At 64.3% G+C, this 14802-nt stretch carries 12 protein-coding genes and 1 pseudogene; 2 read left to right on the forward strand and 11 right to left on the reverse strand.

Annotated elements, in window-relative coordinates:
- The first annotated feature begins 90 nt into the window (after nt 1-90).
- Both FJV80_RS24960 and FJV80_RS24965 read left to right on the forward strand, forming a co-directional pair.
- Nucleotides 91-1029: a tyrosine recombinase XerC gene (locus tag FJV80_RS24960; protein ID WP_095792249.1), complete on the forward strand. Its 939-nt coding sequence runs from the start codon at nt 91-93 to the stop codon at nt 1027-1029.
- A 61-nt stretch (nt 1030-1090) separates the two neighbouring features.
- Complete coding sequence (locus FJV80_RS24965; protein ID WP_095774793.1) at nt 1091-2158, forward strand: TraB/GumN family protein; 1068 nt, start codon at nt 1091-1093, stop codon at nt 2156-2158.
- Nucleotides 2159-2823: 665 nt separating this feature from the next.
- Here the strand turns inward: FJV80_RS24965 and lpdA are convergent.
- The 11 genes and pseudogenes from lpdA to mdh all read right to left on the reverse strand — a co-directional run.
- Nucleotides 2824-4239: pseudogene (lpdA, locus tag FJV80_RS24975) on the reverse strand (dihydrolipoyl dehydrogenase); the annotation flags it as partial.
- A gap of 74 nt (nt 4240-4313) precedes the next feature.
- On the reverse strand, nt 4314-5069 hold the full coding sequence (locus FJV80_RS24980; RefSeq protein ID WP_095792251.1) for an SDR family oxidoreductase: 756 nt from the start codon (nt 5067-5069) through the stop codon (nt 4314-4316).
- The gene (locus FJV80_RS24985) at nt 5066-5566 is read right to left on the reverse strand and encodes a hypothetical protein (protein ID WP_142877728.1); all 501 of its coding nucleotides are present in this window, start codon (nt 5564-5566) and stop codon (nt 5066-5068) included. Before FJV80_RS24985 ends, FJV80_RS24980 begins: the two co-directional genes overlap by 4 nt.
- Nucleotides 5566-6273, reverse strand: coding sequence for a DUF4241 domain-containing protein (locus tag FJV80_RS24990; RefSeq protein ID WP_142877729.1), 708 nt, complete (start codon nt 6271-6273; stop codon nt 5566-5568). The genes FJV80_RS24985 and FJV80_RS24990 overlap by 1 nt, the downstream gene beginning before the upstream one ends.
- 16 nt (nt 6274-6289) lie before the next feature.
- On the reverse strand, nt 6290-7567 hold the full coding sequence (odhB, locus tag FJV80_RS24995) for a 2-oxoglutarate dehydrogenase complex dihydrolipoyllysine-residue succinyltransferase (RefSeq protein ID WP_142877730.1): 1278 nt from the start codon (nt 7565-7567) through the stop codon (nt 6290-6292).
- A gap of 31 nt (nt 7568-7598) precedes the next feature.
- Nucleotides 7599-10586, reverse strand: a complete 2988-nt coding sequence (locus tag FJV80_RS25000; RefSeq protein WP_095774799.1) for a 2-oxoglutarate dehydrogenase E1 component — start codon at nt 10584-10586, stop codon at nt 7599-7601.
- 136 nt (nt 10587-10722) lie between these two features.
- Complete coding sequence (sucD, locus tag FJV80_RS25005; protein ID WP_095774800.1) at nt 10723-11625, reverse strand: succinate--CoA ligase subunit alpha; 903 nt, start codon at nt 11623-11625, stop codon at nt 10723-10725.
- Nucleotides 11626-11637: 12 nt separating this feature from the next.
- The gene (locus FJV80_RS25010; protein ID WP_095792254.1) at nt 11638-12135 is read right to left on the reverse strand and encodes a DUF1579 family protein; all 498 of its coding nucleotides are present in this window, start codon (nt 12133-12135) and stop codon (nt 11638-11640) included.
- Nucleotides 12136-12138: 3 nt separating this feature from the next.
- Complete coding sequence (locus FJV80_RS25015) at nt 12139-12510, reverse strand: cupin domain-containing protein (RefSeq protein ID WP_095774802.1); 372 nt, start codon at nt 12508-12510, stop codon at nt 12139-12141.
- Between the two features lie 4 nt (nt 12511-12514).
- The gene (gene sucC, locus FJV80_RS25020; RefSeq protein ID WP_095774803.1) at nt 12515-13708 is read right to left on the reverse strand and encodes an ADP-forming succinate--CoA ligase subunit beta; all 1194 of its coding nucleotides are present in this window, start codon (nt 13706-13708) and stop codon (nt 12515-12517) included.
- Between the two features lie 49 nt (nt 13709-13757).
- Nucleotides 13758-14726 (reverse strand): malate dehydrogenase, encoded by a 969-nt coding sequence (mdh, locus tag FJV80_RS25025; protein WP_142877731.1) that lies wholly within the window; start codon nt 14724-14726, stop codon nt 13758-13760.
- Between the last annotated feature and the right edge of the window lie 76 nt (nt 14727-14802).

A 14802-nucleotide genomic window follows, 5' to 3' on the forward strand; every position in this document is an offset into this window, starting at 1 on the left:
TATCCTTTGGCCTGCTCTAACCCCACGCGGCTGTCATTTCAATGACGCGCTCTTCACCGCTTCCTAACCCGGATACAAGAAAATGCCGCCATGCAGGAATTCCTCATCCCGGCGAAACCCGATCTCCAGGCGGCGCGTGAAAGCTGGCTGAAGATGCTCGCGCGTGAACGTCGCCTGTCACCCGAGACAGTGGAAGCCTATGAGCGAGACACGCGCCAGTTCCTGCATTTCCTCACCGGCCATTGCGGCGGCTCGCCCGGCGTTTCCGACATCGCCAATCTGCGTCCAGCCGATCTGCGCGGCTTTCTTGCCGCCCGCCGCAACGCCGGCGCCGGCGCCCGCACGCTGGGCCGAGGTCTGGCCGGCATCCGCTCACTGCTGCGTTTCCTCGAACGCCGTGGCCTGGTCAACGCCGCTGGCGCCGCCGCGCTGCGCGCGCCGCGCCAACCCAAATCGCTGCCAAAACCGCTGACGGCGAGCGACGCCAGACAGGTCGTATCGGTGGAAGGCCAGCTGGCCGAGGAGCCCTGGATCGCCGCCCGCAACGCCGCCGTGCTGACGCTGCTCTACGGCTCGGGCCTGCGCATTTCCGAGGCGCTCGGCCTCGCCGGCGCCGATCTGGCCTCGGAGGCCGACACCGTGCTGCGCGTCACCGGCAAGGGCGGCAAGACGCGGCTGGTGCCGGTGCTGCCGGTGGCGCTCAGGGCTATCACCGAATACCGCCGGCTCTGCCCCTACCATCTCGATCCCAAGGAACTCCTGTTTCGCGGCGCGCGCGGCGGCCCGCTCAACCCGGCCATCATCCAGCGCGACATGGCCAAACTGCGCTCGGCGCTCAACCTGCCCGACACCGCGACGCCGCACGCGCTGCGCCATTCCTTCGCCACGCACCTGCTCGGCCGTGGCGGCGATCTGCGCACCATCCAGGAACTGCTCGGCCACGCCAGCCTGTCGACGACGCAGATCTACACCGGCGTCGACACCGCAAGGCTGCTGGAAATCTACGAATCGGCCCATCCAAGGGCGTGACCTCTTCAATTTCGTGCCCCCAATTAACCGTTTTGCCGCTTTTCATCCTTAGAAAGGGGTCATGAAACGCGTCATTGCCATCGCCGACCGTGCAGCTTCCATCTCGCTGAAGCTGCTTGTCGCGCTCAACGTGCTGTTTTTCCTGTCCTTCCTGGCCGTCCTGCTGTTCGCGGCCGGCAGGGCGCATGCGGAAGTCCCGACCTGCAGCGGCGCCGACATGCTGTCGGCCCTGCAGAAGAGCAGCCCTGCCACCTACAGCAAGATCGAGGCGGAAGCCGCCGCCACGCTGAATGGCAAGGGCCTGTTGTGGAAGCTGGAGAAACCGGGCGAACAGCCCTCCTACCTGTTCGGCACCATGCACATGACTGACCCGCGCGTCACCACGTTGCCGCCCGAGGCACAGAAGGCCTTTGACGCCGCCGGCACCCTCATCATCGAAACCACCGACGTGCTCGACAAGCAGAAGATGATGACGGCGATGCTGAAGGAGCCGGACCTGATGATGTTCACCGACTCCACGACGCTGTCATCCTTGCTGAAGCCGGACGAAGCGGCGGCGATGAACGCCGCACTCGACGCGCGCGGCATCCCGCCGGCAACCGTCGCCAAGATGAAGCCGTGGATGCTGTCGGCGATGATGGCGCTGCCGGCCTGCGAACTCGCCCGCCAGTCCGGCGGGGCACCGGTGCTCGACGTCAAGCTGGCCGAGAGCGCCAAGGCGGCCGGCAAGCCGGTGGAAGGTCTGGAAACGGCCGAAAGCCAGTTGCGCGCCATGGCCTCGCTGCCGCTCGCCTTTCATATGAAGGGCCTGGTCGACACGCTGAAGCTCGGCGACAAGGTCAACGACATCAACGAGACCATGATCGTGCTCTACCAGCGCGGCGACACCGGCATGTTCTGGCCATTGTTCCGCGCCGCCATGCCGGACGAGCAGAACGATCCCTCGGGCTATGCCGCCTTCGAGGAAACCATGATCACCAGCCGCAACAAGGTGATGGTCGATCATGCTGGGCCGATCCTGGCCAGGGGCAACGCCTTCATGGCGGTCGGCGCGCTACACCTGCCCGGTCCCGAGGGACTGGTCGAGGATTTCCGCAAAGCCGGCTATACTGTCACCGCCGTCAATTGAGTCGGATGGCAGCGGGGGGACCAAAACGCCGCGTTTCCGGCGGTTTCCTTCGCCAGAGTGAAACCCATTCAACGGTTGCGCGTTGATGGCTATTGATTGATCATTTTCATCCACGGAGGACACTTTTATGGCGAATCCATCGAACGACACTCCCAGGCCAAGCGGCGGCGGCGGCGGCAGCCCCTGGCTGATTGCGCTGGTCGTCGTTATCCTGGCGATTGTCGCATATTACGTTTTCGGCAGAAGCGGCGAGCATCCGGCACCCGCCGAAGCGCCGGCGGCCAGCACACCGGCTCCCGCGCCAGCTCCGGCAGAACCGATGAAGCCCGCTGAACCGGCCAAGCCAGCAGAACCAGCTCCTGCTCCGGCACCCGCGCCCGCGCCGGCCCCTGCGCCCGCTCCGGCACCCGCGCCCGCACCAGCGCCTGCTCCAGCACCGGCCAACTGATCGACCCGGCACCAGATACCAACGGCCCGCTGAAATGCGGGCCGTTTTGTTTTGGGTGATGACCGTTGGGGGCCTTGGCAGCGGAGCAGAATTCCGCACCGCAGGAGCGCTCTGAAGCCACGGCATGGATCCCTTGGGCTGCGGACCAGCTCCAGGGGTCTGCGCCGCGTCGCTTCGCTCCTTGCTCCGCCATAGGACGACGAAGCGCTGGGCGCCCTCAGATATGGATCGGCTTGAAGAAGGTGGCCAGCGCCGCTTCCTTCACCGCTTCCGACATCGTCGGATGCGCATGGCAGGTGCGGGCGAGATCCTCCGACGAGCCGCCGAACTCCATCAGCACCGCCGCTTCGTGGATCATCTCGCCAGCGCCGAAGCCGACAATGTGCACGCCGAGCACGCGGTCGCTGGCCTTGTCGGCGAGGATCTTCACAAAGCCGTCCGTGTGCAGCATGGCGCGGGCGCGGCCATTGGCGCTGAAGGGGAATTTGCCGACCTTGTAGTCGATGCCGGCCTTCTTCAGCTCCTCCTCGGTCTTGCCGACCGAGGCGATTTCCGGACTGGTGTAGACGACGCTCGGAATGACCTCGTAGTTCACATGGCCCACCTGGCCGGCGATGGTTTCGGCCACCGCCACGCCCTCATCCTCGGCCTTGTGCGCCAGCATCGGCCCGGCGATGACATCGCCGATGGCATAGATGCCCGGCACATTGGTCTTGAGATGCCCGTCGGTCTTGACCCGGCCGCGCTCGTCGACCTCGACGCCCGCTTCCTTCAGCCCGAGACCGTCGCAATAGGCGCGGCGCCCGGTGGCGATCAGCACGACATCGGCAGCGATGGTTTCGGCGGCGCCACCCTTCACCGGCTCGAAGCTGACGGTCGCACCCTTCTTGGCCTTGGCGACGCCGGTGACCTTGGCGCCGAGCTTGAATTCGAAACCTTGCTTGGACAACAGCCGCTGGAACTGCTTGGAGACCTCGCCGTCCATGCCGCCGAGGATCGTGTCGAGGAACTCGACGACGGTGACCTTGGCGCCGAGCCGCGCCCAGACCGAGCCGAGCTCGAGCCCGATGACGCCGCCGCCGACCACCACCAGATGGCCGGGAACCTTGTCCAGCGCCAGCGCGCCGGTCGACGACACGATGATTTTCTCGTCGAAATCGACCTTGACGCCAGGAATGCCGGCGACGTCGGAACCGGTGGCGATGACGATGTTCTTGGTCTCGATCTCTTCGACCTTGCCCTCCTCGCCCGTCACCGACACCTTGCCGGCCGCCACCACCTTGCCGGTGCCGCGGAAGCTGTCGATCTTGTTCTTCTTGAACAGGAAGGCGACGCCGTTGACGTTGGACGACACCGTCGCGTCCTTGTGCGCCATCATCTTCTTCAGATTGAGCTTCGGCGCTGGTATCTCGACGCCCAGCGTGTCGAAGGAATGGCCGGCCTCGGCGAACATTTCGGAGGCATGAAGCAACGCCTTGGACGGGATGCAGCCGATGTTGAGGCAGGTGCCGCCGAAGGTCGCGTTCTTCTCGACCACCGCGACCTTCAGGCCGAGCTGTGCCGCCTTGATGGCGCAGACATAGCCGCCCGGTCCCGATCCGATGATAACGACGTCATAAGCCATGATACTGTCCTTCTGTTTTGAGCATGATGCCGAAAAGTGTGACGCGGTTTTCGGATAACATCATGCTCGAACTGCATGAGCGCTCAGCGGCCGCCGCTGACATTCAGGATCGCGCCCGTCGTATAGGACGCGGCGTCGGATAGAAGATAGAGAACCGCACCCGCGACTTCATCCGCGGTGCCGGCTCTTTTCATCGGCAGCGTGTCCTGGATCAGCGCCACCCTATCCGGCTGTCCGCCGGAAGCATGGATGTCGGTGTCGATGATGCCCGGCCGCACCGCATTGACGCGGATGCCTTCCAGCGCCACCTCGCGGGCGAGCCCGACGGTGAACGTGTCGATGGCGCCCTTGGAGGCGGCATAGTCGACATAATTGTCCGGCGCGCCCAGCACCGCCGCAGCCGATGAGATGTTGACGATGGCGCCGCCCTTGCCGCCATGGCGCGTCGACATGCGCTTGACCGCCTCGCGGCCGCACAGAATGGAACCGACGACATTGATGCGCATCATGCGCTCGAGCCGTGCCGCGCTCATCTCCTCGACACGCGCCTTGGCGTCGACAATGCCGGCATTGTTGACGAAGGCGTCGAGCCGGCCATAGCTGCGGTCGACGGCCTCGAAGATGGAGATGATATCGGCCTCGCTGCCGACATCGCCCTTGACCGCGAAAGCCTCGCCGCCGGCCGCCTTGATTTCCCCGACCAGCGCATCAGCGGCAGCGTTGTTCGAGGCATAGTTGACCGCGACGCGATAGCCGGCCTTGGCCCCAAGCCGGCAGACGGCGGCGCCGATGCCGCGACTGCCGCCGGTGACCAGCAGCACCTTTTGCGCCTCGCTCATTCCTGGCATCCCTTCAGCGTGAACACATCCGACGGAACTTTCGAAAAGCCGCCGCCGCCGTAGGCCGGGGACTGACGCAGCGCCGGACCGAGATCCGGCAGGATCAGCGTCTTCGGCGCCTCGACGCCTTCCGCCGGCAAAAGCCCGATGCTGCCCTTGTCGTCGGACGTGTAGATGACGCCGTGCCAGGGGGTGCAGGCGGCGAGCTCGGCGCCGGTGGTGTCGCCCTCGGGGCATTTGTACATCAAGGAACCGTTCGGCCGTGCCACGCCTTCGTTCCACATGACGATGCCGTTCAGCACCACATTGTTGTCGAGGATCATGCGGAAACTGTTGGTGACAACAGCCGATGTGCCGGTCGGGGTAAAATCGATCTCGTTGCCGCTCTGGCCATCACCATAGACGGCGAGTTCGATCGGGCAGGCGGCATGCGCACTAGAATTCGCCGCCGTGAGAGCGGCCAAAAATCCGATTATGTGCGTAGTGGCGTTTGTCATCAGTTCGCCTGGTTGCTTTCTCGACCGTCCGCGTTTTCGAGCACTTCGAAGTCCGTCATCAGGAGAAGTGGTTCGCCGGCTGTATCCAAACCCCAGAAGGACTTATACGTGCCGTCACCGAAGCCAGTGTCGAACATGGCGACATTGAGCGGGTTCCCATCAATCGGATGATCCATGCCAAACCTGTCGAGAGAACACGCAACGTCAGCAAGATAGTCGTCGAGTTCCTCCAGATCGGTCATCAGCGTGAGGACCGACTTGTCCATGAGAGATGCAACCGCGTCATCGACGATAAACTCAAACTCGTAGGCCGATGGGCGATCGCGAGCGAAGGTGGCCAATTCCCAGCGAGCCGGCAAGCCGGAGCCAAACCGCAAGACGGCTGCCGCAACCCGGCCTTGCGACTCAAGCACGGTCACCGGGTAGCGTCCCGGTCTGACCCTGCGGCTAAACACAGGCCGTTCCAGCCCGGTGATAAGCGGATCGCAAGCGATGATTTCGCCGGTCGGTAGCTCAAGCTCGCCGACCGTAGCGATGGTGATCTTCCGCTCCGCCATCTCGGCTTCGCTTAGGGCGAAGACGCCGAGATTGCTGCTAACCTCCGAGGCGTCCCAATCGGCGGGCGAAGCGACCACGGGCAAATCGGAGAAAAGCCAGGCACGTCCACGCCGAAACAATCGGCGTAAGGTATCCGGCCAGCCGCTCATTGCGGATCAGCCCCGCTCACAGATCGAGCACCAGCCGTTCCGGATCCTCCAGGCTTTCCTTGACGCGCACCAGGAAGGTCACGGCTTCCTTGCCGTCGACGATGCGGTGGTCGTAGCTGAGCGCCAGATACATCATCGGCCGGATAACGATCTGGCCGCCGACCACGACAGGCCGGTCCTGGATCTTGTGCATGCCCAGAATGCCCGACTGCGGCGCATTGAGGATCGGCGTCGACATCAGCGAGCCGTAGACGCCGCCATTGGAAATCGTGAAGGTGCCGCCCTGCATGTCGGCGACCGACAGCTTGCCGTCGCGCGCGGCGATGCCCATCCGGCCGATCTCCTTCTCGATCTCGGCGATCGACATCTGGTCGGCGTCGCGCACGACCGGCACGACGAGGCCCTTCTCGGTGCCGACGGCGACGCCGACATGGGCAAAGTTCTTGTAGATGATGTCGGTGCCGTCGATCTCGGCATTGACCGCCGGGATTTCCTTCAGCGCGTGGGTGACGGCCTTGGTGAAGAAGCCCATGAAGCCGAGCTTCACGCCGTGCTTCTTCTCGAACACGTCCTTGTACTTGGTCCGCAGCGCCATCACCGCCGACATGTCGACCTCGTTGAAGGTGGTGAGCATGGCGGCGGTCGACTGCGCTTCCTTCAGCCGGCGCGCAATGGTCTGGCGCAATTTGGTCATGCGCACGCGCTCTTCGCGCGAGGCATCGTCGCCGGAAGATGGCGCGCGCGCCGCGATCGGTGCCGGCGCCGCCTTCGGCGTCTCGGCCGGCTGCGACGGCGCACCCTTGGCGATGGCGTCGAGCACGTCGCCCTTCAGCACCTGGCCGCGCTTGCCCGAACCGGAAACCTGGTCGACCGACAGATTGTGCTCGGCGATCAGCTTTGCCGCCGCCGGCGCCGGCGGCATGCTGCGCGGCTCGATGGAACCGGCATCGCCGGCGACCTTGGCGGTTTCGGCGGCGGCCTGCTTGCTGGTCGGCGCCGCATCCGGGCCTGATGCCTGGGCCACCGCCTGCGGCTTGGTCGCCGACGCGGCAGCGCCACCTGCCGAGATCGAGCCCAGCAACGCGCCGACACCGACGGTCTCGCCTTCCTTTGCGACGATTTCGCCCAGCGTGCCGGCGGCGGCGGCCGGAACTTCCACCGTCACCTTGTCGGTTTCGAGCTCGACCAGCGGCTCGTCGACGGCAATGGCATCGCCGACCTTCTTGAACCATTTGCCGATGGTCGCCTCGGTGACGGATTCGCCGAGAGTGGGAACGCGGATTTCGGTAGCCATTGTGCCTGTCCGTTTCTGTCGGTTCTGTTCTTTATTCGCCGAGCGCGTCTTCGAGCAAGGCGGCGAGCTGGGCAAGGTGCTTGGACATCAATCCGGTCGCCGGCGACGCGGCCGCCGGCCGGCCGGTGTAGCGCACCCGCTGATGCTTGGCGTCGATATGCGCCAGCACCCATTCCAGATACGGGTCGATGAACGACCAGGCGCCCATGTTCTTGGGCTCCTCCTGGCACCACACCATCTCGGCGTTGCGGAAGCGTGACAGTTCGGTGATCAGCGCCTTGGCCGGGAAAGGATAGAGCTGTTCGACGCGCAGCAGATAGATGTCGTTGATGCCGCGCTTCTCGCGCTCCTCGTAGAGGTCGTAATAGACCTTGCCCGAACACAGCACGACACGGCGGATCTTGGAGTCCTTGGTGAGCTTGATCGGCTGGTTGGGCAGCAGCTGCGCGTCGTCCCACAACAGCCGGTGGAACGAGCTTTCGCCCGAGATTTCCGGCAGCGTCGACACCGCCCGCTTGTGGCGCAGCAGCGACTTCGGCGTCATCAGGATCAACGGCTTGCGGAAGTCGCGCTTCAGCTGCCGGCGCAGGATGTGGAAGTAGTTGGCCGGCGTGGTGCAGTTGGCCACTTGCATATTGTCTTCGGCGCAAAGCTGCAGGAAGCGCTCCAGCCTGGCCGAGGAGTGTTCGGGACCCTGGCCTTCATAGCCATGCGGCAAGAGACAGACGAGGCCCGACATTCTGAGCCACTTGCGCTCGCCCGACGAGATGAACTGGTCGAACACCACCTGGGCGCCGTTGGCGAAGTCGCCGAACTGCGCTTCCCACAAGGTCAGCGCCTTTGGCTCGGCCAGGCTATAGCCATATTCGAAGCCCAGCACCGCCTCTTCCGACAGCATCGAGTTGATGACTTCGTAGCCGGCCTGCGCCGCCGACAGATTGTTGAGCGGGATGTAGCGGGTCTCGTCGCGCTGGTCGTAGAGCACCGAATGGCGCTGCGAGAAGGTGCCGCGCTCAGAATCCTGCCCCGACAGGCGGATCGGATTGCCGTCGAGCAGGATGGCGCCGAAAGCCAGCGCCTCGGCCGTCGACCAGTCGATGCCTTCACCGGACTCGATCGCCTCACGGCGGTTTTCGAGGAAGCGGATGATGGTCTTGTGCGCCTCGAAACCCTTCGGCACCTCGGTCAGCTTCTTGCCGATTTCCTTCAGCGTCTTGACCGGCACGGCGGTCTTGCCGCGCCGCTGTTCGTCCTGGTTGTCGGCCGTGCGCAGGCCCGACCAGGCGCCGTCCAGCCAGTCGGCCTTGTTGGGCTTGTAGCTCTGGCCGACTTCCCACTCGGATTCCAGATGCGCGCGCCAGTCGGCCTTCAGCTGGTCGAGCTCGGCCTGGGTGATGTGACCCTCGGCGATCAGCCGGTCGCCATAGATCTGCACCGTCGTCTTATGGGTGCGGATGTTGCGGTACATGATCGGCTGGGTGAAGGCCGGTTCGTCGCCCTCATTGTGGCCGAAGCGGCGGTAGCAGAACATGTCGACCACGACCGGCTTGTGGAACTTCATGCGGAATTCGATCGCCACCTTGGTGGCGTGGACCACGGCTTCCGGATCGTCGCCATTGACGTGGAAGATCGGCGCCTCGATCATCTTGGCGACGTCGGACGGATAGGGCGACGAGCGCGAGAAGCGCGGATTGGTGGTGAAGCCGATCTGGTTGTTGATGATGAAGTGCAGCGTGCCGGCGACGCGGTGGCCGCGCAGGCCGGACAGGCCGAGGATTTCGGCGATCACGCCCTGGCCGGCGAAGGCGGCGTCGCCGTGCAGCAGCAGCGGCAGCACCTTGGCGCGCTCCTCCAGCGGCACGATCTCCTCGCGGCTGCGGCCGAACAGATAGTCCTGCTTGGCGCGCGCCTTGCCCATCACCACGGGATCGACGATTTCCAGATGCGACGGGTTGGCCGTCAGCGACAGATGCACCTTGTTGCCGTCGAACTCGCGGTCCGACGAGGCGCCGAGATGGTACTTGACGTCGCCCGAGCCCTCGACCTCGTCGGGGGCGGCCGAACCGCCCTTGAACTCGTGGAAGATGGCGCGGTGGGGCTTGGCCATCACCTGGCTGAGCACGTTCAACCGGCCGCGATGCGCCATGCCGAGCACGATCTCCTTCATGCCGAGCTGGCCGCCGCGCTTGACGATCTGCTCCAGCGCCGGGATCAGCGCCTCGCCGCCGTCGAGGCCGAAGCGCTTGGTGCCCTTGTACTTGACGTCGATGAACTGCTCGAAGCCTTCGGCCTCGACCAGCTTCTGCAGGATCGCCTTCTTGCCGGTGGTGGTGAAGGAGATTTCCTTGTCGGCGCCCTCGATGCGCCCCTGGATCCAGGCCTTCTCCTCGGGGTCCGAGATGTGCATGAACTCGACGCCGAGCGTCGAGCAATAGGTACGGGTCAGGATCTCCAGCATCTGCCGGATGGTGCCGAATTCGAGCCCCAGCACATTGTCGAGGAAGATCGGCCGGTCGTAGTCGGCTTCGGTGAAGCCGTAATTTTCCGGCGACAGTTCGTTGTAGTCCTCGAGCGGCTTGGCGATGCCGAGCGGGTCGAGATTGGCGTGCAGATGGCCGCGCATGCGGTAGGCGCGGATCATCATGATGGCGCGCACCGAATCACGCGTCGCCTGGTGCACGTCGGCGTCTGAAAGCACGATGCCGTTGGTGACCGCCTTGTCCTTGACCTTCTTTTCCAGGTGCTTCTCGACGATGCCCCAATTGCCGTCGAGCGCCGACACCAATTCGCCATTGGCCTGCAGCGGCCAGGACGGCTTGGCCCAGGAAGCGCCCTTGGCGTTCCTGCGCACATCGCCGGCATCGTCCTTCAGCCCGGCGAAAAACTCCTGCCATTCGGGATTGACCGAGGCGGGATCGTCCTCATAGGCGGCATAGAGCGCGTCGATGTAATCGGCGTTGCCGCCATAGAGGAACGAGGTGAGCGAGAACTGGTCGTTGGCCTGATCTTGTCTTGCCATGTCGTTTCAGCGGAGCCTGGCTCCGTCTCCTTACGTTTGCGGCAGCGCCGCGATAGTGGGCGATTCACCCGCCCTTCTTGTCCCCTCAAAGCCAACGAACCGCCGTCGGCTCTCATTCCACAACCGGCGCCGACGCTCAGCCCTTGATGGCTTCAACCAACGTCGTGCCAAGCCGCGCCGGTGACGGCGAGACCTTGATGCCGGCCGATTCCATGGCCGCGATCTTGTCCTCGGCGCCGCCCTTGCCACCGGAGATGACCGCGCCGGCATGACCCATGGTGCGGCCGGCCGGCGCCGTGCGTCCGGCGATAAAGCCGGCCATCGGCTTCTTGCGGCCACGCTTGGCTTCGTCCTTGAGGAACTGCGCGGCGTCTTCCTCGGCCGAACCGCCGATCTCGCCGATCATGATGATCGACTTGGTCTCGTCGTCGGCCAGGAACATCTCGAGCACATCGATGAACTCGGTGCCCTTGACCGGGTCGCCACCGATGCCGACGGCCGTGGTCTGGCCGAGGCCGACATTGGTGGTCTGGAACACGGCCTCATAGGTAAGTGTTCCCGAGCGCGAAACAACGCCGACCGAGCCCTTGCGGAAGATGTTTCCGGGCATGATGCCGATCTTGCATTCGTCAGGGGTGAGAACGCCCGGGCAGTTCGGTCCGATCAGCCGCGAGGTCGAGCGGTCGAGCCGCGCCTTGACCTTGACCATGTCCATCACCGGAATGCCTTCGGTGATGCAGATGATCAGCGGGATCTCCGCCTCGATCGCTTCCAGGATCGCTTCGCCGGCACCCGCCGGCGGCACGTAGATGACCGACGCGTTGGCGCCGGTCCTTGCCTTGCCCTCGGCGACTGTGGCGAAGATCGGCAGGCTCTCACCCTTCGACCCGGTCCAGGTCTCGCCGCCCTTCTTGGGATGGATGCCACCCACCATCTTGGTGCCGTGATAGGCCAGCGCCTGTTCGGTGTGGAACGTACCGGTCTTGCCGGTCAGGCCCTGCACTAGCACCTTGGTGTTCTTGTCGACGAGAATGGACATCGGAGCCCTTTTCTAAAAACTGTTGATCGAGGAAGGCGAGACGCGCCGATAGACGCCACTCACCATGTCTTGCCAGCCATCGCTGCCAGCGGCTTTGAAATGCAGTCGCATGCGGTAGGTGTCGGCGTCGTCGAAAATATACGTCACGCGCGCCGCGCCGCGCGGCGACGACCGCTCCAGATCGAGCTCGCTGCCGTTCCACGTTCCCGTGGCCGGCGAGGCCGGCACAAAGCCCATCGAATCGAACTGGTGCATGGTGACGCGGCGGTTCGGCTGGTCGAAGCCGAACACATTGTGCGAACCGAAGGAAATCGTGCCGTCGCGGCGCTGGCGATAGCGCTGCACCACGAACAGGCCGCCGAACTGCGCCTCCGCCAGAACTTCGGACGTCGCCTTGCCGGCATCGGTCCACCGCGTGGCCGCGACCTCTTCCTCGCCGCGCCACGCGCCGACCAGCACCTGCAGGCGCTGGTGATCGGCGGAAAGCGAGGAGAAGGAGGCCGCGTTCATCGGTCAGAGCCGCTTCAGGTCGGTGACGGTAAGGTCGCTCTTGGCGTTGCCGGTATTGAGCGTCGTCGCCGGCTCGAACATCAGCACCACCGGCTCGGCGGTCAGCGAACGCGGCCGGTGCTCGACACCGCGCGGCACGACGATGAAATCACCCTCGCCGAGCTCGACCGGACCGTCGCGGAAATCGATGGCGATGCGCCCGCGCAACACGAGGAAGGCTTCATCCTCATTGTCATGCGCGTGCCAGTCGAAGATCTCGCCGAACTTGGCGACTTTGGCTTGGCTGTCGTTGATGTCGCCAGCGATATGCGGATCGAAGACCTTGCTGATCTTCTGATCCGCCGCCTCGACCAGGTTTATCTTGCGTGGAGGCACAGGCTCAGCCCTTCACCGCCGCCACGATCTTCTTGGCCGCGTCGTCGAGATCGTCCGCCGACACGACGTTGAGGCCGCTGTCGTTGATGATCTTCTTGCCGAGTTCGGCATTGGTGCCTTCCAGGCGCACCACCAGCGGCACTTTCAGGCCGACTTCCTTGACCGCGGCGATCACGCCCTCGGCGATGATGTCGCACTTCATGATGCCGCCGAAGATGTTGATCAATATGCCTTTGACCGCCGGATCCTTGGTGATGATCTTGAACGCCGCCGTCACCTTCTCCTTGGACGCGCCGCCGCCGACATCGAGGAAGTTGGCGGGCTCGGCGCCATAGAGCTTGATGATGTCCATCGTCGCCATGGCAAGGCCGGCGCCATTGACCATGCAGCCGATATTGCCGTCGAGCGCGACATAGGCGAGGTCGTATTTCGACGCCTCGATCTCCTTCTCGTCCTCTTCGGTGGTGTCGCGCAGTTCGAGCACGTCGGGGTGGCGGAACAGCGCGTTGTTGTCGAACGACACTTTGGCGTCGAGCACGCGCAGCCGGCCGTTCTTCATGACGATCAGCGGATTGACCTCGAGCAGGCTCATGTCCTTCTCGACGAAGGCCTTATAGAGGATCGGGAAAAGGGTGCCGCCATCCTTGGCCGCGTCGCCGTCGAGCTTCAGCGCGGCGTTGAGCGCCTTCACGTCATCCGCCGTGACGCCCTTTTCCGGATCGATGGCGACAGTGATGATCTTTTCCGGCGTGTCGTGCGCGACCGCCTCGATGTCCATGCCGCCTTCGGTCGACACGACGAAAGCGATGCGGCCGACCGAGCGGTCGACCAGGATCGACAGATAAAGCTCGCGCTCGATGTCGGCGCCGTCCTCGATATAGAGGCGGTTGACCTGCTTGCCGGCCGGGCCGGTCTGCTTGGTCACCAGCGTGTGGCCGAGCATCTCGTTGGCGTTGGCGACGACGTCGGCGACCGACTTCGCCAGCCGCACGCCGCCCTTTGCGTCGGGCGACAGTTCCTTGAACTTACCCTTGCCGCGGCCGCCGGCATGGATCTGGCTCTTCACCACATAGAGCGGGCCGGGCAGCGCCTTGGCGGCGGCTTCCGCCTCGCTTGCCTTGAACACCGGCACGCCTTCGGCCACCGGCGCGCCAAAGCTCTTCAGCAGCGCCTTGCCTTGATATTCATGGATGTTCATCGGGAACTATCTCCAGGTCGTTTTGCCGGGGTGGACGTTTTGGCGGGATTTACTTCGAGGCGAGCTGCGGCGCGATCTTGACGCAGGCCTCGGTCAGGCCCTGCACGGTCGCCACCGAACTGTCGAACATTTTCTGTTCGCTCTTGTTGAGGTCGATCTCGATGATGCGCTCGACGCCGCCGGCGCCGATCACCACGGGAACGCCGACATAGGTGCCCTTGACGCCATACTGGCCGGAGAGGTGGGCCGCACAGGGCAGCACGCGCTTCTTGTCCTTGAGGTAGGCCTCGGCCATCGCAATCGCCGAGGCCGCCGGCGCGTAGTAGGCCGAGCCGGTCTTGAGCAGGCCGACGATCTCGGCGCCGCCGTCACGGGTGCGCTGCACGATCTGGTCGAGCTTCTCCTTCGAGGTCCAGCCCATCTTGACGAGGTCTGGCAGCGGGATGCCCGACACCGTCGAATAGCGGATCATCGGCACCATGGAATCGCCATGGCCGCCAAGCACGAAGGCGGTGACGTCCTCGACCGAGACCTTGAATTCCTCGGCCAGGAAATAGCGGAAGCGAGAGGAGTCGAGCACGCCGGCCATGCCGACGACATGGGTCTTGGGCAGGCCCGAAAACTTCTGCAGCGCCCACACCATGGCGTCGAGCGGGTTGGTGATGCAGATGACGAAAGCCTTGGGCGCGTACTTCTTCAGTCCGGCACCGACCTGTTCCATGACCTTGAGGTTGATGCCCAGCAGGTCGTCGCGGCTCATGCCCGGCTTGCGCGGCACGCCGGCGGTGACGATGCAGACGTCGGCGCCCTCGATGCCGGCATAGTCGTTGACGCCGGTCAGCCGGGAGTCGAAACCATCGACAGGCGACGACTGCGCGATATCGAGCCCCTTGCCTTGCGGAATACCCTCGGCAATATCGAACAGCACCACGTCGCCGAGGTCCTTGAGGCCGATCATGTGGGCCAGCGTGCCGCCGATCATGCCCGAGCCGATAAGCGCTATCTTGTTGCGTGCCATGTGAGGATGTTTTCCCTTTGTCTGTGACTGCGCCCAAATCTTTGACGACTTGATGACGGCGCCGAGGAAGAGGCCG

The organism is Mesorhizobium sp. WSM4310, assembly GCF_007003935.1.
Taxonomy (GTDB): domain Bacteria; phylum Pseudomonadota; class Alphaproteobacteria; order Rhizobiales; family Rhizobiaceae; genus Mesorhizobium.